Source organism: Streptomyces sp. NPDC021093 (genome assembly GCF_044333135.1).
Taxonomy (GTDB): domain Bacteria; phylum Actinomycetota; class Actinomycetes; order Streptomycetales; family Streptomycetaceae; genus Streptomyces.
Genome location: NZ_JBIRQJ010000002.1, coordinates 465,747 through 485,185 on the forward strand (window position 1 = coordinate 465,747; position 19,439 = coordinate 485,185).

The 19,439-nt window shown below is 68.1% G+C and carries 18 protein-coding genes and 1 pseudogene; 5 read left to right on the forward strand and 14 right to left on the reverse strand.

Annotated elements, in window-relative coordinates; genetic code table 11:
* Positions 1-153: 153 nt before the first annotated feature.
* Together ACH4SP_RS06995 and ACH4SP_RS07000 are read right to left on the reverse strand one after the other, a co-directional pair.
* Complete coding sequence (locus tag ACH4SP_RS06995; protein WP_398410633.1) at positions 154-843, reverse strand: hypothetical protein; 690 nt, start codon at positions 841-843, stop codon at positions 154-156.
* Between the two features lie 384 nt (positions 844-1,227).
* A complete protein-coding gene (locus ACH4SP_RS07000; RefSeq protein ID WP_398410635.1) occupies positions 1,228-1,842 on the reverse strand; it encodes a hypothetical protein in 615 nt (204 codons plus the stop codon).
* Between the two features lie 570 nt (positions 1,843-2,412).
* Between ACH4SP_RS07000 and ACH4SP_RS07005 the strand changes: the two genes are divergently transcribed.
* Positions 2,413-2,763, forward strand: coding sequence for a hypothetical protein (locus tag ACH4SP_RS07005; RefSeq protein WP_398410638.1), 351 nt, complete (start codon positions 2,413-2,415; stop codon positions 2,761-2,763).
* Between the two features lie 144 nt (positions 2,764-2,907).
* Here ACH4SP_RS07005 and ACH4SP_RS07010 read toward each other — a convergent pair whose 3' ends face one another.
* A complete protein-coding gene (locus ACH4SP_RS07010) occupies positions 2,908-3,351 on the reverse strand; it encodes a hypothetical protein (RefSeq protein ID WP_398410641.1) in 444 nt (147 codons plus the stop codon).
* A gap of 48 nt (positions 3,352-3,399) precedes the next feature.
* Between ACH4SP_RS07010 and ACH4SP_RS07015 the strand changes: the two genes are divergently transcribed.
* Entirely contained in the window at positions 3,400-3,576 is a 177-nt protein-coding gene (locus tag ACH4SP_RS07015) for a hypothetical protein (protein WP_398410643.1), read from the forward strand.
* Between the two features lie 119 nt (positions 3,577-3,695).
* Positions 3,696-4,100, forward strand: a complete 405-nt coding sequence (locus ACH4SP_RS07020; RefSeq protein WP_398410644.1) for a hypothetical protein — start codon at positions 3,696-3,698, stop codon at positions 4,098-4,100.
* 83 nt (positions 4,101-4,183) lie between these two features.
* Here ACH4SP_RS07020 and ACH4SP_RS07025 read toward each other — a convergent pair.
* The 3 genes and pseudogenes from ACH4SP_RS07025 to ACH4SP_RS07035 all read right to left on the reverse strand — a co-directional run.
* Positions 4,184-4,374 (reverse strand): annotated as a pseudogene (locus tag ACH4SP_RS07025) (CorA family divalent cation transporter); the annotation flags it as partial.
* Between the two features lie 922 nt (positions 4,375-5,296).
* Positions 5,297-6,532, reverse strand: a complete 1,236-nt coding sequence (locus ACH4SP_RS07030) for a cytochrome P450 (protein ID WP_398410647.1) — start codon at positions 6,530-6,532, stop codon at positions 5,297-5,299.
* Between the two features lie 533 nt (positions 6,533-7,065).
* Positions 7,066-7,731, reverse strand: coding sequence for a transposase family protein (locus ACH4SP_RS07035; RefSeq protein WP_398410650.1), 666 nt, complete (start codon positions 7,729-7,731; stop codon positions 7,066-7,068).
* A gap of 755 nt (positions 7,732-8,486) precedes the next feature.
* Here ACH4SP_RS07035 and ACH4SP_RS07040 point away from each other — a divergent pair.
* The gene (locus ACH4SP_RS07040; RefSeq protein ID WP_398410653.1) at positions 8,487-8,696 is read left to right on the forward strand and encodes a hypothetical protein; all 210 of its coding nucleotides are present in this window, start codon (positions 8,487-8,489) and stop codon (positions 8,694-8,696) included.
* A gap of 470 nt (positions 8,697-9,166) precedes the next feature.
* On the opposite strand, the gene ACH4SP_RS07045 is transcribed toward ACH4SP_RS07040, so the two are convergent.
* The 4 genes from ACH4SP_RS07045 to ACH4SP_RS07060 form a co-directional block, all read right to left on the reverse strand.
* Positions 9,167-10,750, reverse strand: a complete 1,584-nt coding sequence (locus tag ACH4SP_RS07045; protein WP_398410656.1) for a restriction endonuclease — start codon at positions 10,748-10,750, stop codon at positions 9,167-9,169.
* Between the two features lie 355 nt (positions 10,751-11,105).
* The gene (locus ACH4SP_RS07050) at positions 11,106-11,525 is read right to left on the reverse strand and encodes a hypothetical protein (protein WP_398410658.1); all 420 of its coding nucleotides are present in this window, start codon (positions 11,523-11,525) and stop codon (positions 11,106-11,108) included.
* 251 nt (positions 11,526-11,776) lie between these two features.
* Positions 11,777-12,445, reverse strand: coding sequence for a hypothetical protein (locus ACH4SP_RS07055; protein ID WP_398411802.1), 669 nt, complete (start codon positions 12,443-12,445; stop codon positions 11,777-11,779).
* An 864-nt stretch (positions 12,446-13,309) separates the two neighbouring features.
* Positions 13,310-14,437: a magnesium and cobalt transport protein CorA gene (locus ACH4SP_RS07060; RefSeq protein ID WP_398410661.1), complete on the reverse strand. Its 1,128-nt coding sequence runs from the start codon at positions 14,435-14,437 to the stop codon at positions 13,310-13,312.
* Positions 14,438-14,611: 174 nt separating this feature from the next.
* On the opposite strand from ACH4SP_RS07060, the gene ACH4SP_RS07065 reads away from it, so the two are divergent.
* On the forward strand, positions 14,612-15,793 hold the full coding sequence (locus ACH4SP_RS07065; RefSeq protein ID WP_398410664.1) for a winged helix DNA-binding domain-containing protein: 1,182 nt from the start codon (positions 14,612-14,614) through the stop codon (positions 15,791-15,793).
* A 45-nt stretch (positions 15,794-15,838) separates the two neighbouring features.
* On the opposite strand, the gene lysA is transcribed toward ACH4SP_RS07065, so the two are convergent.
* The 4 genes from lysA to ACH4SP_RS07085 all read right to left on the reverse strand — a co-directional run bounded on the left by lysA (position 15,839) and on the right by ACH4SP_RS07085 (position 19,415).
* Positions 15,839-17,179 (reverse strand): diaminopimelate decarboxylase, encoded by a 1,341-nt coding sequence (lysA, locus tag ACH4SP_RS07070; RefSeq protein WP_398410667.1) that lies wholly within the window; start codon positions 17,177-17,179, stop codon positions 15,839-15,841.
* Complete coding sequence (locus ACH4SP_RS07075) at positions 17,169-17,546, reverse strand: SAV_915 family protein (protein WP_398410669.1); 378 nt, start codon at positions 17,544-17,546, stop codon at positions 17,169-17,171. The genes lysA and ACH4SP_RS07075 overlap by 11 nt, the downstream gene beginning before the upstream one ends.
* A 244-nt stretch (positions 17,547-17,790) precedes the next feature.
* Positions 17,791-18,483 carry a LysE family translocator gene (locus tag ACH4SP_RS07080; RefSeq protein ID WP_398410672.1) on the reverse strand — a complete coding sequence of 231 codons (693 nt, stop codon included), beginning with the start codon at positions 18,481-18,483 and terminating at the stop codon, positions 17,791-17,793.
* Between the two features lie 122 nt (positions 18,484-18,605).
* On the reverse strand, positions 18,606-19,415 hold the full coding sequence (locus ACH4SP_RS07085) for a response regulator transcription factor (RefSeq protein WP_398411805.1): 810 nt from the start codon (positions 19,413-19,415) through the stop codon (positions 18,606-18,608).
* Between the last annotated feature and the right edge of the window lie 24 nt (positions 19,416-19,439).

Consider the following 19,439-nt stretch of genomic DNA (forward strand, 5'->3'; position numbering starts at 1 on the left):
CCCGCATGAGGGGCCGGAGTCGCAGCGTCAATCGGCGATGTCAGACAGTCGACGATTGCCCCTTGGAGTTCTGCACGCGGCACGGACCTTTCGAGTGGAGCTCAAGTGTCGCGCGGCCCAAGCGAACCGTAGGGCGGACGGAGTCACCGTGCGTCAGGCGGGATCGTGTTCCTCCCAGGCCAGTACCTGGACTGTCTCGAGGGGCCAATGACGGTCTCTGTTCCTATCGGGGCGTCGAGCCTCCGCCTCTTGTACGAACTGCTCGTTCCAATGAGCCTGTTTCCGGTGGAGCGCAGGTCGGGACAATCGTCCGATGGCGGGATGGCAGGCTGCGACGACCTGTGCGAGGACGAGTGCGGCTTCGGCATCGCAGGAGGGATCACCGGGGCGTTCGTGCGGGATGCCGTACCACTCGGCGACGGCCTCCAGGGAACGCGGACCGGAACGGAAGGGTTCGGCGTGCCGGTCCAGGACGAGTGGGTCGCAGATCGGTGACAGGCCGTTGGCCAGGCGATCGGACAGCGGCGCGAGCCCGTGCCGGAGTAGTTCCGTCTCCAAGGAGGTCAGCACGAACGGGGCGTGCCAGACCACCAGAGGCTCCTTGGTCACCAGATGCCCGACGAGCGTGGTTGTCAGTTCCTCCAGTACTTGGGCGGCAGGCTCCCCGCGCGTACGTGCGTGCTCCACCGAGATGCCGTGATTCTTGCGAGGTGTGACAGACAGCGGGCCGGGACCAGGATCGATGAGCCAGGTCCGCTCCGTCCCGTCGCTGGTGCGCAGCGCGGCACCGAGGATCCGGTCGACGTTGTATCGGTTTCCCGTGGTCGCGATGTCCAGGGCCATGAGGCGACGTCGGTGCCAACCCAGGTGGTGACGGCGGGGTGGCGGTGCAGGCTCGCGGACATGTTCGCAGTGGTACACGTCCCATCCGCCGAAAGCGGTGTCCACGAGTACACCGAGCCCTGCTGGAACGATCGAGCCACAGACCTCGCACTCCCCGTCTCTCCGGTTGGGCCGCATCGCGGAGGTGTCCGACGTGGTGCCGTCCGGATCGGGTGCCGGGGCGTGCGCTGGGTGATAGACCACCCAGCCACCCCATGCGCTGCGGAGCAGTACTCCGGCCTCGGCTGCGACTTCCGCGCCGCACCGGGCGCAGCGACCCGCGAATCGGTTCGTTCGAACTTGACTGTTCATTGGCCACCTCAATGAGGATCCAGTGCTGCCGGGTCAGTACCCGCGGTCGTAGATCTCCCGTAGCCACGGTTCCAGGACGGCGGGCATCCGCGCCAGCGTGTACCGGAAGGCATCGCCGGACGGCCGGGATGGCAACCACGGGTGTGGCGGTAGCGGATCATCCCGCTCCACGCCGGTTGGCAGTCCACCGATCGTCGGCAGCCGTGTGTGGTGGGGCGGGGAGGCCAACTCGGCCCAGAGCGTGGACTCGACGGGCACAGCCACGGCGCCGCTGCTCGGCTGCCACATCTCGCCGGTCTGCGGATGTACCGGCACCAGCACCAGATCGGCGGTCGGTTCGCCGCGTCCTGGTCCGGCCAGGTCCAGCCGCTTCGCGCCCTCCCCTGAGGGCAGTAGCTTGGCGAGGGCCGGGCCGAGGAGCTCGGCGACCGGTCCGGGCGCCACCTCTAACGGATAGCCCCTGGCGGCCACCACCATGTGGGCGAGGGCCACGCCCGCTGGGATGTCCCGGTATTCGCTGAGGTGTTGCCACAGTGCGCCGGTGGCCGGCAGCTCCACCCAGTCCATGATGGGCCGCTCCGGCGGGCCGGGCAGCCGCACCACCGCCTGCGGGAGGATCCGGACGACCTGCCAGCCACTCTCGTCCACGGCAGGTGCTCGCTCGCCACCACCAACCCCGACGGGCCGAGGCACTGGCTCAAGTCTGGATACCTTGACCGCGTTGGTGAGCGCGACCTCGCCGCCTTTCACCTCTGCCTCGCCGACAACCCCTCGCTGTCACCGGCCTACGTCGCCACCCACTCCGCGGAGTACACCGGCCTGTGGCGAGGCGCATGATCGACGGCGCATGGGTGGTCGCGGAGGGCTCGACCTTCGACTTGTACGACGAGTAGCAGCACGTCGTCGACATCGACCCGAGCGCCGCCTCGTACTCCACCCAGCTATGGGCCGACGGACACCCCGGGATCGCACGCTCCGACAACACCGTGCTTGCCGGCATGCGTGGCGCGGCGAGCGCCTTAGGCTCCGGCCTGCTGCGCATCCACCGCTCATGCGCCAGCCTGCTCGACGAGCTGCCCGGCTAGGTATGGAGCGAAGAGGCCGCCGCCCGAGGCGAGACCGGCCCGTGTAGAAAGACGATTACAGCGTCGACGCGCTGCCCTGCCCCTGTCCGTCAATGTGCAACGATCCCACGCTGCCGGTCTGGATGACCGTGCCGTGCTGTACGCCGCCGTTGATGACGTTGTGTACGTCTCCGCGCCTACGCATCCCTTCGGGCGTCAACTCTTCCAACAGAGCGCGCAGCTCGGCGGCTGCTGCCGGATCGTCGTGCAAGGTGCGGCGCAGCCGCGTGCGCCAGACGCCCTCAAAGTCGGCCGTAGCTCCTGGGACGTCGATATCGGCTCGGTACTCCTCCAGTTCGCCCTCGACGACCTCCTCCTCGCCTGGCCGGCCACGTGTGAAGAAGGCCGCGACGCGTCGGCGCGCGCCCAGCCGTCCGTTGCCATCTGCTGGACCAGGGTGGTGGCCCCTGCGGCGGCCAAAGCGGCCAACTCCGGTTCCACGTAGGCTCCTTCCGTAAGGCGCGAGCCTCCACGGCATCTCTGCCGCTTCTACCGCTTCGAAGCAGTCACGCCGTGGAGGCCAACGTCCCTTCGGTTGATGCGCTGTGGTATGCGGTGCACTCCGCCGCCCAGGAGGGGCGAGAGCTGCTCACCAATGCCGTCGCTTCTTCGGAATCCTGATCGTCTTGCCGGCTTCCGCACGTTTGATGATTCGCGTGCAGAAGATCCAACCGCTTGCCGAGATGGAGCCGAACACCAGGCCGCCCACCTCGTAGGTCACAGGCCAAACACGCAAGTGCCCAAGCACCACTGCCACACCTGCAGCTAGCAGAAGAGCCGCGTTCGTTTGCCGCTTGCGTCTGATGACTCGTACGTAGTGCCCGAACCGCCGCTGGTCGGCCGCTGCCTGGGCCTCTTCAGCATCAAGTATTCGTTTCTGCCTCTGCCCCCAACGGCGTTGCGTCTCCTGAAGCGCAGGATCAACTGGCGGTCCCGAGATCGACACATTGCCGTTGATGGCACCCGCCTGCACGACGTGCCCCCCGATGTTGCTGCTGCTCATCTCATTGCGTGTGGACGGATGTTCACTCATGCGCCGGAAGATACGCCCGCTGCCCCACTGATCACTACTGGAGGAATCATGTCTCTGCCTGTGGACGTCGCATGGCCGCCGTTCCAGTGGACGCCGATCTACCGGCAGATGCGCATTGATGACGCGTGGTACTCCGGTGACCGGCACCGGCTCACCGAGGGCTACCAGCATGAGCCGCATCGCGGGGACGGGCGCCGCCGTCTGTGGGCCCGCCACCGTCAGTAGCAGCCCGGCAAGGGCGACGGACATCTGCACGTCCCGCTCGCCGGCGGCATCGCCACCGCGTCCGCCGATCTCTTCTGCCTCGCGGCGCGCAGGGAGTAGTCGACGCACTTGGTACGGCCGTGAAGTTGGAGGTGTTCGACGCGGTTGCCGAGGCGTACAACGCCGGCACTCGCTCGGGTCTCGCCGAGCTCGGCGCACTGCACGACGACCTGCGCCGTATCGTCGAGATGTCGCCGAACACGAGGGCGGTGGACCGGCTCGCCGCCGAGGCCGTCGACCTCGTCACGCAGACGCCCACCGGGATTCTGCGGTCGCCGGGCAGCTCGCCGACCGGGCCGCCGTCGATGATGCGCTCGCCCCGGACGTCGACGTGGACGCTTGGAACAGTCTTTCCGTCGACTGGTACGCGGGCACGTCCACCACTGAGCGTTGGAGTGGAGCCGAGCCGCTCGGCAGGTGTGGAACAGCAGGTGTGGAACAGCAGGTGGGGGCGGCGATTGCCTACTCATCAGCGCAGCGCATGATCCTCAGATTCTCCCCAGGGATTGAGAGTGGCCCCAAGTGGTATTGGCGTCCACGACGTTGATCAAGATGTTCGAGCCTGCTACTACAGCCAGTCCCGCCGCTTGACGATGAAGTACAGGCTCACGCACACGACCGCCATCAGGCCGATCGCGAACGGGTAGCCGAACCTCCAGTTCAACTCCGGCATCACGTCGAAGTTCATCCCGTAGATCGTTCCCACCAATGTGGTGCAAACAGAATGGCCGCCCAGGCCGAGACTTTCTTGAACTCCTCGCCCACGTGCCCCTGAGCTGGGCTTTCGGGTGCTGATAAGCCTCTGACCTGCGAGGACGTATCTTTCAGGTCCTTTTAAGTTCGGGCGGTCCTACGCAGCCGATTCTCCCCAGGCGCTCCCCAGCGACGCTCAAACTCCCCAGAGTCTCCCCAGCAGTGGCCCTTACGGACGTCGCCACCTAGCTGCCGCATCTGATGGGTTCGTTTCGGCGACGAGGCGGAGCCTGGAGGCACAGGAGGGGGGACACCGCGGTTGTCCAGTGTGCCGTGGGTCCGAGCGTACGTAGGAGGACGGCGGCGTTCTACTGGCGCTGCCAGACGGGCATGCAGCAGTACCACCTGGGGCCCGCCGGGAACCGGGCAGATCGTCCAGGGCGAGGACGGTCTATTGCGCGTCCGGCTCGGTGTTGCACACCACCAGCACCGTCTGCGTGTCGTACAACGAGGCGATCGGGGCTGCCAGTTGCTGCGCCTTTGCGTCGAGTCCTGCGGGTCGTGCCCGCGCTGGCCGTGACGGATGCCGACGTCGAGTTGCGGGCGCGGGAGCTGTTCAGGGGCGGTGAGGTGGTCGTGGTACTGGTCGTGGCATCGACGAAGAGCCACCCCAGATAGGCGAGGGTAAGGCCGATCGGTTCCTGTCCGGTACCGAACAGGTAGGTGTTGACGAGACGCTTGGCGATCGCCCGGGCCAGGGGCTTCGGACGTCGATTCTCCACTGCACCCTCGACGTTGACGGCGATGGCGGTGAGGGCGAGCTGGCCGTGGGTTGTCATCTGGCCGCGGTAGCGGCACCGGCGAATGCTGTGGCTGTGGGCGAACTTGTTGATCGTGCCCTTGATACCGGATCGCATGGCCTAGTGCCGACGTCACCTCCGGGAAGCCATTGGTCTGCTGCCAAGGACACCAGAATCGCTCCATATGCTCAGGGGCAGAACGTGGCTGCCTCTGCAGTGGTGATCGGGAGCTCTTGGAGGGCGTAGAACCTGAACGTTGTGTTCCACGGAAGGTCCTCGACGGGGGTGGCCAGGCTGATGTGGGGGAGTCGGTGGAGCAGACGGCCGAGGGCGAGGGCAATCTGCATGCGGGCGAGGGGTGCGCCGAGGCAGTAGTGGAGTCCGTGGCCGAGAGCGAGGTGGGCCTGGTCCGTACGGAAGATGTCGAAGCGGTGTGGCGCGGTGTACCGCGTGGGGTCCCGGTGTGCGGCAGCGAGCGAGAAGAGCACCGTGTCGCCGGCGGGAATCCGGACGCCACCGATCTCCACCGTCTCGGTGGGGAAACGGCGGATGGCAGTGTGGTTGGGATGGGCGTATCGGAGGAGCTCCTCGACGGCCTGGGGCATGAGCTCCGGACGGGCGCGCAGGGCAGCCAGCTGATCGGGGTGGGCGAGGAGTGTGAGCAGCCCGTTGCTGATGAGGTGCTGGACGTTCTCGCTTCCGGCCATGAGGAGGAGGAAGGCAAGGGAGACGAGCTCGTTCTCGGAGAGACGGTCCCCCGCGTCCCGTGCCGCGATCAGGTCGGACAGTATGTCGTCGCCCGGGGCGGCGCGCCGCTGAGCCACGAGGGAGATGAGGAACTGGTGAATGCTGTCGATGGCGTGCACGAGTTCATCGCGCGTGGCCGGGGTGAGCATGCCCGAGACCCATCGGCCGAACCGCTCCTGGTCGGCTGGCGGCACCGCGAGAAGAGCCCCGATGACGCTCAGGGGAAGAGGTTTGGCGAACTCGGCCACCACGTCGGCGCTGCCTTCGGTGCTGATGCGCTTCTCAAGCTGGTCGAGGAGCACATCAACGGATGCCTCGATGCGGGGGCGCAGGATTTTGACATGGCGGGGGGTGAACCCCTGAGTCACGAGGCGACGCAGCCGCAGGTGGTCGTCTGCGTCGAGATTGAGGAGGTTCGCGTCCAAGGCAGGGGGGAGTGAGAAGCCCTTGAAGCCGGTTCCGGAATACCTCTTGTCGACGGAAAGGCGAGTGTCGGCGAGAGCGCGCCGTACGTCGGCCTCATGAGTCACCAGCCAAACGGGCGAGCCGTCTGGCAGCGCGACGAGGTGCACGGAGCCCTGCTCGCGCAACCGACCGTAGACGGCGTGGGGGTCTGCCTGGAAATCGCTGCCGAACGGCTGGGGGAGAGGCGCCGCCGCTGTGGTGCTCTGTGTCATGAGGTTTCCTTGCGTGGTGCGTGGGTGACCGTCGATGTGGCGTGCCCGGCGGATTGGATGGCGGTGGGTGAAGGCATGGCCCGGGCGAGTCTCTGCTGGAAGGCTAAGGGCTCGCAGAGAATTAACTTGCTGGTGCTGGGACTTGACGCCCCAGATCAGCGAGATGCGAGCACGCAGGTTGTTCTTCTGCGAGCCCTAACGAGCTCGTGCACGGTAAGCGGTGAGGCGTCGAGAGGTTGCTCGGGCTGCGGGTTTCACCTGCGTGGTTCCGATGTCAGGTCTACGCTCTGTCGATGGCTGAGTAGATCGGCGATGGCTTGGACGGTGTCGCTCACGTGTTCTCGGCGGCCGAGCTGACGGGCCAGCGCCCGCCAGTTCCTGAGGTGTGTGATGCCATGCTCGGGGATACGCCGCGATGAGTGTGCCTTGCGTTGGCGTTCGCGCATCTCCTGGTACGAGGCGGGGGCGTTCTTCTTGAACTTGCGGTGCGGAGGCGTCACCACCCGGCCACCGGTCTGAGCGCCGAGGCCTTGCTAGTCGGCGTCCGCGAGGATCTCCCCACCGGACCGTCGGCGAGGAGCCCGACCAGGCCCAACTGGCGGGCGTGAGTGATGTCCGGTTGTGGGCAGGGTGGGGCCGCACCACGGCACACGTCCTGCGCCGTCTGTGGCCACCATGGTTCTCACGGCGTTCTGCTTGTTCTTGCCGGAGAAGAACTTGTCCCGGCCCTTGCGTCCGGCCGCGGGTCGCCGGACACGGATCTCCATGCCGTCGATGATCTCGGTCTTCCCGTTCTTGCCGAGGTGGCTGACGACCTCGGCAAGAGTCCGTAATCGGACGCCGGGGCTGACGGTGCAACCTCGCTCGGCGAGCAGTGGCCGCACCTCCTTGACGGCTCGGGTGATGGTGGAGTGGTCCACATCGAACCAGCAGGCCAGCACGTCATGGGTGGCTCCATGGCGAAGATGGACCAGTGTGGCCAGCAGCCGGTCGATGAACACCAGCTGGTGCTTCGCGCCGGCTCCCACGGCTCGCTTTCGCGGCCGGGAAGCAAGCCTGCTCTGGTGACGCGCATGCCACAACGGACTGATCTCGCCGATGAGTTCACCGATCACATCGGCCGTCAGGCCGGAAATCCGTCGGTTGCTGACAATCGCTGCCCGAGCCACATTCCCCACCACCCCTCCATAGTCGGCCATGGAGAGCTCGACGCCTCACCGCTTACCGTGCACGAAGACGGTCTGCCAGCGATGCCGTTGGAGCATGAATCAGACGGGCCAGCGTGAGAGAGGAAGACAGCCGCTGCCGCTTGCCACGCTGGGGTGTGTCGCGCACGAGCTGGACATACCGATCGTGCTGGTGAAGGAAGTTGAGGATGGGCTCGGCCTGCGAGACGGTGTCGGCCTAGTGCTCCAGTTGCAGATCGCTATTCCTGCTGGTCAGGGCGCGACAGTAAGTTGCGGCGGCCCGTTGTGGCTGTCGCGCAGGACGATGTGCGGCCTGGCGTCTGGTCGGAGGAATTGGGAGAGCTGCTGGTGCGGATCGGTCACCGTTTCGGGCGGGGGCCCGCCCTGCCGATGAGGCCGGGCCACGCGTGGGATTGGAATCGTGCCCCCGCGAGTGATCTCCGGCGTGAAGATCACAAAGTGCGGCTTCTCTGCTGCAGACTTTGATCTCTTGCGGCGGGAGTATGCGGACTAAGAGGGCGGACCGGCAGCCCCCTGGTGCTTCGCGCGCTGTGGGCCAACCGGAAGGAGCGCACGGTGACATGGGACACCTTGGCTTTGGGGATCCCCTTGCTCTTGGGTCTCTTGGTGCTTCTGCTGTCCGAAGTCCGTGTCGTGCTGACGCGTCTGACCGCTGTTGTGCGCGCATGGCGCGAGTTACGGGCGGTGCTGCGCGAGCGAGTATCGGGGACGAGCCAGGAAGCCGACCCGCCGAGCGGACCAGGTCCTTGATCTGTGCTGCTGCAGCACATCCCGAGGACTTCGCCGCCGTCCAGAAGCTGGCCGACAGGTTCCCCAGGCTCCGTGGCGCGCCACGCTTCGTGCCTCGCCAGGAGACCGCCGCTCCGGGCCTGTACAGCAACGAGGCGCGGGACCGCGAGGTCATCGCCGAGCTGATGAAGGGGCTGAGGGCCACGGACGTTACGCCCGGTGCCTAGGAATGCCTCCGGTCTGTACGGGCCGGAGGCAGGGCGTGATCTGCGTCAGTCGCTGTCGGTCTCCGCACGCGGCACAGAGCCGTTGGGTGCGTGGATGTCGAAGGTCATCCTGTTCCAGCCCTTGGTGACGACATCGCGAGAAGAGCCCCGCACTGAGGGAGTGCCTGCCCTTCGTCATCTCGGCCGGAGTCCCCGACGTCCTCGCCTGGGTCTACTGCGAGTTGGTCCACCACCACGTCATCCACGTCGAATCAACTAGTTGATTCCCCAGGGAGTTGGCGTCTTCGCATCGCTGTGCATTTCCGGGCTCGGGTCCCGGTTCGGTGCGCGGCCACACCCTGAAGTGGGCTTTAGGAGAGCTTCAGTGAGCCGTCGTCATCGAACAGTCGTGACTGTGATGGATTCAGAGCGTCGTTCAGTCGGAAGCTGCCTTGTCACGAGTGCGCAGGCGGACGCCCAAAGCGAGGCGTTCACCGTGGTCGGCGCTTTGGCGGCACCGGTCCTGGGATGACGTCGAGGTCCATGTGCTCCTTGAAGAGGTGGACGAGGTTCGCGCCGTCGAGCAGTTCGAGGCGGCCGTGCTGGTTGGCGAACGCCTCGCTGGCCCGTCCGAACCAGGACGTCGTCACGAGGATGCCCTTGGCGGCCCGCTTGTGCTCCACGACGCCGGCGAGGGCGGAGACGGTTTCGAAGGACACCACGTTCTTGGTGCGCTTGGCCTGGATGATGCACAGGCCCTTCATCACAGGGTCGGTGTTCATCGCGACGGCATCGACACCCTCGTCCTTGGACGGCTGGGTGTTGACGCTGTCCAAGCCGATGGCCTCGAAGAGTTGCCGGATGAGGTGCTCGAACTCGGTGGGCGTCAGGTCCATCAGGACCGGGCGGCTGTCGAGGCCGGCTACGACGTCCAGGCTGTCCATGAGCCGGAACTTGCTCAGATCGAATGTGACGAGGGGACGCACCGGCTCCAGCTCGTAAGGGTTCGGTGAGACCAGCGAGCGCAGTCGCTTCAGGCAGGCTCGTGGATCCACCTGAGTCAGGACCAGCTCGCCGAACTCCTCCCTGCTCGCTTGGAGTGTGATCAGACACGGGTGCACCGCGCGCCCGGTGGCCCGATCGATGGTGGCGACGTGCCCGTTGAGGGCGATGGACTGAACGGCGCCTTCGGTGTCGGCGGTGAACAGCTCGTGGACGGTACGCAAAGCGGTCTGGGCGAGGACGGAGGCGTACAGCTCCTTGCGGTCTTTGTCCGGGCGTGGGACGGGGTTCATCTCGTCGCGGGTCTTCACGTAGCGGTACGCCCGAGCCGCAGGCACGACGTCTTCCAACGGCAGGTCGATCTGGACGAGCAGGTCACCGGTGTCCGCCTGGTACGACACCCGGTGCGCCTTGGGGAAGCCGTGCGGATACTTGGTGGCGGCCAGGGCCTGGTCGACAAACCACTCGACGGCTTCTACGTCCCGCTCGCGGTAGGCGCTGCGTCGTTCCTCCAGTTGACCGTTCCACTCGTCGATCCGGATGGCCTCTTGCTGGTTCTGCTCCCCGTGACGGGCACGGGCCCCGGCCAGCTTCTCGGCCCGCTTCCTCTCGTCCCGCGCGTGGTCGCGCAATGCTCGGTCGAACCGCTCACGGGCGGCCTCGACTTCGGCGTCGTACCCCTTGCGCCCAAAACCGAGTGCGCCGAGGAGACCGCGTGGTGGCTCGGGCTCATATTCCTCCCAACGCGGCAGCGGGACTGCCTTGGTTCGCTTCCTGGGCGGGATGAACGGCGTGGGGGTGAACTGCTGCTTGAGTCGGTCGAATGTCAGTGCGCTTCCGTCCAGTACGGCCGTCCGGAGAAGCGAAGACAACTGCTCGACGTCGTTCTCGACCACGTAGGTGCGGTCGATCGCCTCCTGTGCCCGGGCCGCTTCATAGGCGGCCTTCTCCTCGCGCGCCTTGCGTTTGGCCTCGGCCTCAGCAGCCTTACGCGCCTTCTCCTGCTCCTTGGCCCGCCGCGCGAGTTCCCTGGTATAGGGATCGTTCCCGCCCGCCCCACTCCTGCTTGCCACTGTGCCCCCAGGTCAGTGCATGATCCTTCGGCCGAACCTCCGCAGTATTTCTTACCCCCGGGGCAGCGTCAGTTGGCTCGGAAAGTGTGGCGATGTTCATGTGACATGGCCGGAAAGAGTCGCTATTGGGCTGCAAAGGAGCGAGCTCCTCGAACACCTTCGAGATGGGCATCGGCGACAGGCATCTCGTACGCAACCCCATGCGTGCCAAGTCGGTGCGGCGCCCCGACGTGCCGGGGGTCCGCCCAAGTCCATCCCCGGATGACCTAGTTCGGGCGTAAAGCAGCAGATGGGTGGCACAACAAATGCTGTACCACCCATTCTGTTGTGTGGACTCTACGGCGGTCGCCCGGGGTTAGCCCGTGAGGCTCTTGCGACGAACACGCAGGGAGTACGTCCGGATTCCTCCAGGGCGACCGCTGCTGCCCCAGCCGCCGCTCGTGGCTACGTCCCACCCCTGCTGTTCCTTCATCTGGGCGGCGAAGGTACGCAGATCGTGGATCTCGCAGCCGCAGTCCAGCGTGACGCTGACGCTGGTGTAGGGGCTTCGAGGGCTGTCCTTCGCGTAGGGGTTCGGCTCCCATTGCACTTCGTGTACGTGCTCCTTGAGGCCGGTGCGCTCCTCGTCGTGCTTGATGCCGTGGGCTTTCGCGTACTCGTCCAGGTCATCGATCACGAACAAGTGGCTCGACCACTCGCCGGGCCAGACGGCGTACAGGCGGGACTTGCCGACCACGGCCCGCTCGTACGCGGCGCGGTCGTCCCCGTGGGTCACCGTTCCGTCCTCGTGTACCTCGATGTAGCACGTCGTACGAGCGGTGTAGGGGAAGTCCTTCCCTGACTCCGCGGCACTTCTCGGTTCCAACTGATCCTCCCGGCCTACGCGGTTCCATGTAGCCGTTCAGTCAACACCCGGCGCGACGGCCTGCGCACGGAAGCCGGCGGAGTTGGCTGGGCGAGGCGTGTGGAATGGCCAGCGACGTGGACGGCGCTCTGCAGGTCCACATTTGTCTCGCCCGGACGGGGTCAGACGATGTCAGGGTCGTGGGACTCCTCAAGGAGACGGAGCGCGAGGTCATCGGCCCACTCCACTGCCCAGCTGCGGAGCCTGGCGACGGTGGCGTCGTCGAGGCCATAGGCGGTGAAAGCTTCAATGTCGGTCCACTCAGCGCCTGTGAGGTTGGCCTGCAGGTCCTCGCGCTCGACGCGGCCGCGGGCGTTCCGGGGGCCGAACTCCTTGAGCTCGGCATTGCTCCAGCGGTGGGAGGCTGCGAACACGTCGATCGGGTCGCGGGGCGCCCCGCGGTCGGCCAGGGCACGGACCTTCGTCCCGATCCCGTCCTCCTTCGCGAGGACGGGTCCGTACGGGCTCTGGGTGACCGGCCGCCAGAAAATCTCCTTGAGGATGTCGACCTCACCGTCAAGTCCGGTGGCCGGGTCGGTGATGGTGAAGCGGGCGGACAGTGGGGCAGTCTCCAGGGTCTGCACGATCCAGCCCAGGGCTTCCGGGCCCGCGCGGAGCGTGGCCGCGATCTCGGTCATGGGCGCCGGGTTCTCGGTGGCGACATCGAGGTCCTGGCGGGGGCGGTTCAAGAGGTGGTGCGCCCGTACTGCGTACTCGCCGGTGATTACCAGGGGGTACCGGGAAGCGGGTGCGATTACGTCCGCCAGGAGCCGCGTGTGCAGCTCGGGCATGTCCGTCACGCGGCTGCTCGGGCGAGGGGGCGAGCTGAGGGAAGGCGTCCTTTCCTACGGTGCGCACGGTGTGGCCGGCAAGGGTGCGAAGCACCGGCCCCAGGTGGAGGAGCAGGTCCTGGTTGAGGTAGTGGGGCAGGTCCTTGCGCAGGCCCTCATGGAGGACGGTGCGGTACAGACCCCTACGTTGGCGAGGCTTGCTCAGTTCGTACGAGGTCATCCCGGACCAAGCAATGTGCAGAGGTAGTTCGACAACCCCTTGGGCAGGGTCGTGCAGGTTGTCCAGCGCCCCCGGCAGACGGCGCTGGAACTTCTCCCGGTACAGCGCGAGGTCCTCGGTGACCGAGGCCGCGAGGTCGCTCGGCTGGGGTGTCGCGTGCTTGGGGCTTGAGGACATGCCTCCATTGCGGCGGGCCGTGAAGTGCCGGGGGCGGTGACGTGCGACCCCGCACCCAAGGGGGCTGGGGAGAGCTGGTCGGTCCGTAGGAGAGGCGAAGACTGTGGGTCATGAAGCTCGTTTGACGCTCTGATGAGCCCGCGCGCGTCCGAGCCGGGAAGTCTGATCGCTCGACGCTTCACGTGCCTCATGCACGTCCACATGTGCCCGACGACCCAAGACTTCTTGGAGCGTCGTGGCTCCTCGCGGCAGGGGCGGGCGCTGTGAGGCGTCGCCCTTGTTGCTCGCTGTGATTGGTCGCCGCGTCGCTCTGACGTGTAAAGGAAGTCGGTTGGCGGCGTCAGGGGCTGATGAGGCCCGGGTTCTCCCCAGATTCTCCCCAGCGGCTCCTCACGGGCGCTCTTCACTCAACTCCCGGGCGATGCGAGAGCGAAGGGCGAAGAGGAACTAGTCCCCTTCGAAGGGACTCAGAGCCAGTCCCGCCGCTTGAAAATAACGTACAAACTAATACAAACAATCCCCATCAAGCCGATGGCAAAGGGGTAGCCGAGTGTCCAGTGCAGCTCGGGCATGGTGTCGAAGTTCATCCCGTAGATCGTTCCCACCAGTGTGGGAGCAAAGAGAATGGCGGCCCACGCCGAGATCTTCTTGATCTCTTCGTTCTGCTCGAAGCCCGCTACCGCCAACGCCCGCATCTCCGCGTTCTGTTGCTGGGTGACGAGGGTCGCGTTGACGGTGAGGATGTCGGTCAGGGCCTGCCGGAAGCTGTCCACGCGCTCGCTGGTGTGGGTGACGTGGTCGGCGACGTCGCGCAGATAGCGCTGGAGTTCCTCGTCCGTACGGTATTTGGTGAAGCCCGCCATCAGGCCGTTCAGCATGCCGATCAGTGGGCGGGTGGCGCGCTGGAACTCCACCACCTCGCGGGAGAGTTCGTAGATGCGGCGGGAGACCTCGGGGTCGCCTCGGAAGACCTCGGTCTCGATCTCGTCGATGTCGGTCTGGACGCCCGAGACGACGGGGGCGTACCCGTCGACCACCGCGTCCAGGATCGCGTACAGCACCGCCTCCGGGCCCAGCGCGAGGAGCTCCGGGGTCTCCTCCATTCGGCGTCGTACGGCGGACAGGTCGGGGGCCGCGCCGTGCCGGACGGTGATGACGAAGTCATGGCCGAGGAAGACGTGCAGTTCGCCGAAGTCGACCTCCTCCGGGGCGTCCAGGTAGCGCGCCGCGCGCAGGACGACGAAGAGGGTCTCGCCGTAGCGCTCCAGCTTCGGCCGCTGATGCGCTTCGAGTGCGTCCTCGACGGCGAGCGGATGCAGGTCGAACTCCTCGGCCAGGGAGTGGAGTTCGGACTCGGTCGGCCGGTGCAGGCCGATCCAGGCCATGCCGTCCGGATGCTCGCGCAGCTGGCGGAACGTCTCGGCGAGGGAGTCCGGCGTGGCGACGCGGATGCCGTCGCGGTACAGCGCGGCGTTGACCACACTCGCGTGGTCGTGCGGATCGGGCTGCCGGCGCGCGGCCGGCTTCGGAGCGGGCGGGGAAGGAGCGGAGGTGAGGGCGGGCTGCCTGCGCCAGGTGCGCTTCTTCGCTGCCATGGAGTGGCTCGCCTCCCTCGTCGGTCCGCACGGGTGTCCACGACCAGCTGATCACGAAGCAGGATATACGGGCCATAACGCACCGGCGCGGTGAATGGGGGAACTCGGACTCCGGCTGTTGCGGACGCTCCTTGCGGACCGAACCTGTCCGCAAGGAGCGTTAACGTGCGCAGCATGACGACGACCGACGGCCCCCGCAGCGCCAGCGCATCCGCCTCCGGGGGTGCCCCCCTGCTGGGCCCCCGCGCCCTCAACCGGGCCACCCTCGCCCGTCAGCTCCTGCTGGCCCGTGCCGCGCTGCCCGCCAAGGACGCCGTGCACCACCTCGTCGGCCTCCAGGCGCAGAACACCAGGCCGCCGTACTACTCCCTCGCCGCCCGCCTCGAAGACTTCGACCCGTGCGAACTGTCCGGCCTGATGGCCTCCCGCGAGGTCGCCCGCATCGTCACCATGCGCTCCACCCTGCACACCCTCACCGCCGACGACTGCCTCGCCCTGCGCCCACTGGTCCAGCCGGTGATCGACCGCGAGCTGCGCGTCTTCCTCAAGCGGCTGCCGGGGGTGGCGGCGGACAGGGTCGCCGAGCTGGCACGTACGTTCGTCGACGAGCGCCCCCGCCCGCTCAAGGAACTGCGCGAGCTGCTGCTGGAGGAGTGGCCGGACGCCGACCCGCAGGCCCTGGCGACCGTCGCCCGCTGCACGCTGCCGCTCCTCCAGGCGACCCCGCGCGGGCTGTGGGGCGAGAGCGGCCAGGTCGCGCTGACCAGCTCAGGCGCCTGGTTCGGCCGGTCAGAGCCCGTCCCTTCGCCGGAGGAGGCCGAGCAGGTGCTCGACGCGACCGTGCTCCGCTATCTGGGTGCTTTCGGCCCCGCCTCCGTCAAGGACATGCAGACCTGGTGCGGCCTGACCCGCCTGCGTACCGCCTTCGAACGGCTCCGCCCCCGACTGCTCACCTTCCGCGACGAGCACGGCACCGAGCTCTTCGACCTCCCCGACGCACCCCGCCCCGACCCGGACACCCCGGCCCCGCCCCGCTTCCTCCCCGAGTTCGACAACCTGCTGCTCTCGCACGCCGACCGGACCCGCGTCGTACCGCCCGAGTACAAGAAGCGCACCTGGTGCGGCAACTTCGTCTACTGCACGTTCCTCGTCGACGGCCTCCTCGCCGGAATCTGGCGGCTGGAGGAGTCGACGAAGGCCGATGCGGCGACCCTGACCGTCGAGCCCTTCGCCCCCCTCACCCGCGCCCAGCGCGCCGAAGTGACCGAGGAGGGGGCGAGGACGCTCGCCACCCTGACCTCGGCCGCTGCGCAGGACGTACGGTTCGGCGAGTTCTACGGAACGAAGGGCCAGTAGGGCCAGTAGGGCCAGTAGGGCTTCAGGGCCACCAGCACTCCAGTGCTAGAGCCCCACGTCCCTCCGTCCGTGGTCCTCGAAGGTCTCGCGCCGTACCAGCAGCCGCGCCTGTCCCTCGCGCACCGCTGCCACCGGCGGTCGGCCCACCAGGTTGTAGCCCGACGCCATCGACAGGTGGTACGCCCCGGACGCGGGCACCGCGAGCACGTCCCCGGGCCGTACGTCCTCCGGCAGCTCGACGTCCTCGGCCAGGACGTCGCCCGCCTCGCAGTGCCGGCCGACCACCGTCGTCGTACGCATCGGTGCGGACGCCGGCCGGCCGACGAGCCGGACCGTGTAGCGCGCGCCGTACAGCGCCGGGCGGGGGTTGTCGCTCATGCCGCCGTCGACGGCGACGAAGACCTGCCCGCCGGACCGCTTCACGGCCAGCACCCGGTAGAGGGCGACGCCCGCCGGGGCGAGCACGGACCGCCCCGGTTCCACGGTCAGTCGGGGCGCCGGGTAGTCGAACTCGGCGCAGGACGCGGTGAGTTGACGGCGGATCACCTGGCCGTACGCGGCGGGGGCAGGTGCCGGGTCGCCCTGTCGGTACGCGACGGCGAAGCCACCGCCGATGTCCAGCTCGGGGAGGGTCACGCCGTACCGCTCGCGCAGCCGCGCAAGGAAGGCGATCAGCCGGTGCACGGCCGCGCCGTACGGCTCGGGGGTGGTGATCTGTGAGCCCAAATGGCTGTGGAGACCCACGAGTTGGAGGCGCGGCTGGCCGAGTATCCGGGCCACCGCGTCCTCGGCGTCCCCCGCCGCGATCGACAGCCCGAACTTCTGGCCCTCCGCCCCGGTCCGGATCTTCTTGTGCGCCCCCGCCTCGATCCCGGGCAGTACGCGCACCATCACCTGCTGCGGCTCCGGGCCTGTGACCTGGGCGGCCAGTCGGGCGATCTCGCAGTCCGAGTCGATGACGATCCGCCCCACCCCGAGCCGCAGGGCGGCCCGCAGATCGTCCGGCGACTTCGCGTTGCCGTGCAGCACGATCCGCTCGGCGTCGAAGCCCCGCGCGGCGGCCAGCTCCAGCTCGCCGGCCGAGCACACGTCGAGCCCGAGCCCCTCCTCGCGCATCCAGTCCACGACGGCCCGGCACAGGAACGCCTTTGCTGCGTAAGCCACTTCGGCATCCGGCAGGGCGCGCCGCCAGGCCCGCACGCGGTCCCGCACCTCCTGCTCGTCGAGTACGTACACGGGCGTGCCGAACCGTTCGGCGAGAGCCGTCAGGGACACGCCGCCCACGGTGAGGTCGCCGCCGGGTGCGGCGGTGGCGGAAGCGGGCCAGACGGACGGCGCACCGAGCAGGTCCGCACCCGCCCGCTCGACCCTCGCCTCAGTCGACATAGCTGTGGATTCCGGTGACGGAGAACCAGGGGGCGGGCATCGGGTGCGCCGCAGGCTGAGGACCGGACCGCGTTGCGGGCGCGGTGAGTTGAGGGTCGACGGTCAGAATCGTCACCCCGAGCGGCGCGGCCAGCGCCCGCAACGCGGGCTCCCCGAGCCGCACCCAGGGCTGCTGCGCACCCAGTACGTCGCCGAGGCGCTCGGCACTGCTGAAACCGACGGCGGTGCGGTGCCCGAGCGGGGTCCGCAGGAAGCGGAGGTACCGTCCACCGGCGGACCCGAGCCGCACCGGCACGTAGAGGGCGCCACGGGCAGCCGGACCGGGTTCGGCAGGCTCCGAATCGGAGGGGGAATGGAGATCGTCCATGAGGTGCTCTCCTTGAGGAGGAGTTCGTACGGGGCGCGGGCGGGGTGTGCCCGCCCACGTGGTGCTTCCGTACGAAGCTATGCCCGGCGCGGGCGGGGGAGAGCGGGCCCTGACGCGGTGTTGATCGTGCGGGGACGGAACTTGACGTGCTGCTGATGCGCGCGGGCGGGGCGGCGGACGCAAGCTGCCGTGTGCCGTGTGCCGTGTGCCGTGTGCCGTGTGCCGTGTGCCCCGGGCTCCGCCCCTACTCCGCCCGCCCTGTCGCGGCCACCGTCACCCCGAGACCGATCATCGCGAACCCGCCCGCCCCGCCGATCATCGAGAGCCGTCGCTCCGACCGTGCGAACCAGGCCCGTGCCGCCGACGCTCCCAGGCCCCACATCGTGTCCGTGACCAGCCCGATCGTCACCGGCACGCACCCCAACACCAGCATCTGCAACGGCAGATGGCCCGCCGAATGATCCACGAACTGAGGGAGCACCGCCGCGAAGAAGACGAGGCCTTTTGGGTTGGTCACGCCAACGAGGACTCCGTCCAACACCGTCCGTAGATCACCCCGCGCCCGATCACCCCGCGCCCGACCATCCCGGGTCCGACCGTCCCCACCCGCCCCCGGCGTCCGCGCCGCCAGGTCCGCCAGCCGCATCTCCCGCCGGTGCCGGAACGCCTGCACCCCCAGGAACACCAAGTACGCCGCCCCGGCCAGCTTCACCGCCAGGAACACCGCCGCCGAACCCTCCACCAGCGCCCCGATCCCCAGCGCGACCGCGACGACCACCAGGTACGACCCGAGGAGATTCCCCAGTACCGTCGCCAGCGCCGTCCGCCTGCCGTGCGCCAGGGCCCGGCCGATCACGAACAGCACGCTCGGCCCCGGGATCACGATCACCAGCAGCGACATCGCCGCGAAAGCCAGCATCCGGTCCGTGGACACCATGGTCCCCACCCCTTCCTTCCTCCTTCTCATGGAAGCAGGGAGGGGAAGAGCGCCTCCTCGTCCGGCTCGCGGAGGCGAGTGCGGTCAGGGGAGGCGGGTGCGGTCAGCGTAGGCGAGTGCGGTCAGGGGAGCAGTCCCGCCCGCCGTGCCGCCACCACCGCCTCCAGCCGGGTGTGCGCGCCCAGCTTCCGCATGGCCGTGCGCAGGTATCCCTTCACCGTTTCCGGCCGCAGCCCCAGCCGCTCGCCCGCCGTCGCGTTCGTCGCGCCCGAGGCGACGCATGCCAGGACGTCCGTCTCGCGCGGGGTCAGGGCCACCCGGTGCTCCCGCTCGGGTGGTCCGCCGGACTGCCATGAGGAGGCCAACTTGCCGCACACCGCGAGGAGTTCGTCCCGCAGCTGCGGGTCCATGACGCGCGGGGCCAGGGCGCGCAGGTCGGCGTGGGCCTCCCGGACCTCCTCCCACGCACCGGGGCCGACGCCCGGTTCCCGGGACACCTCCAGCAGCCGCCGGACCTCGTCCCGTACGACAAGCGCCTGCTCCACCTCGCGGGCCGAGTCCAGGACCGCCGTGGCCACGCGGTCGCCGAGCGGCTGCGGCGTGCGCAGGGCGCCGTACAGTACGCCGCGCACCCGGCGCCGTACGATCACCGGTACCGCGAGCACGGAGCGCAGGCCCTCGGCGGTGACGGCCGCGTCGTACTCGTGGCTGATGTGACGCGAGGACAGGTACTCGGTGACCGCACACGGCCGGGACAGGGCGACGGCCTTTCCGCCGAGCCCGATCCCCGCCGAGATCCGCAGTCCTTGCAGCGCCTGTGTGGCCGCGCCGCTCAGTTCGCCGATGCGGACGTCGCGCTCCCCGGTGAGCAGCCCGCCGAAGGCGACCTGCAGTCCGGTGGTGCGGCGCAGCCGCAGCAGCGCGGACCGCATTTCCGCCGCTTGCGGAGAGGGTGG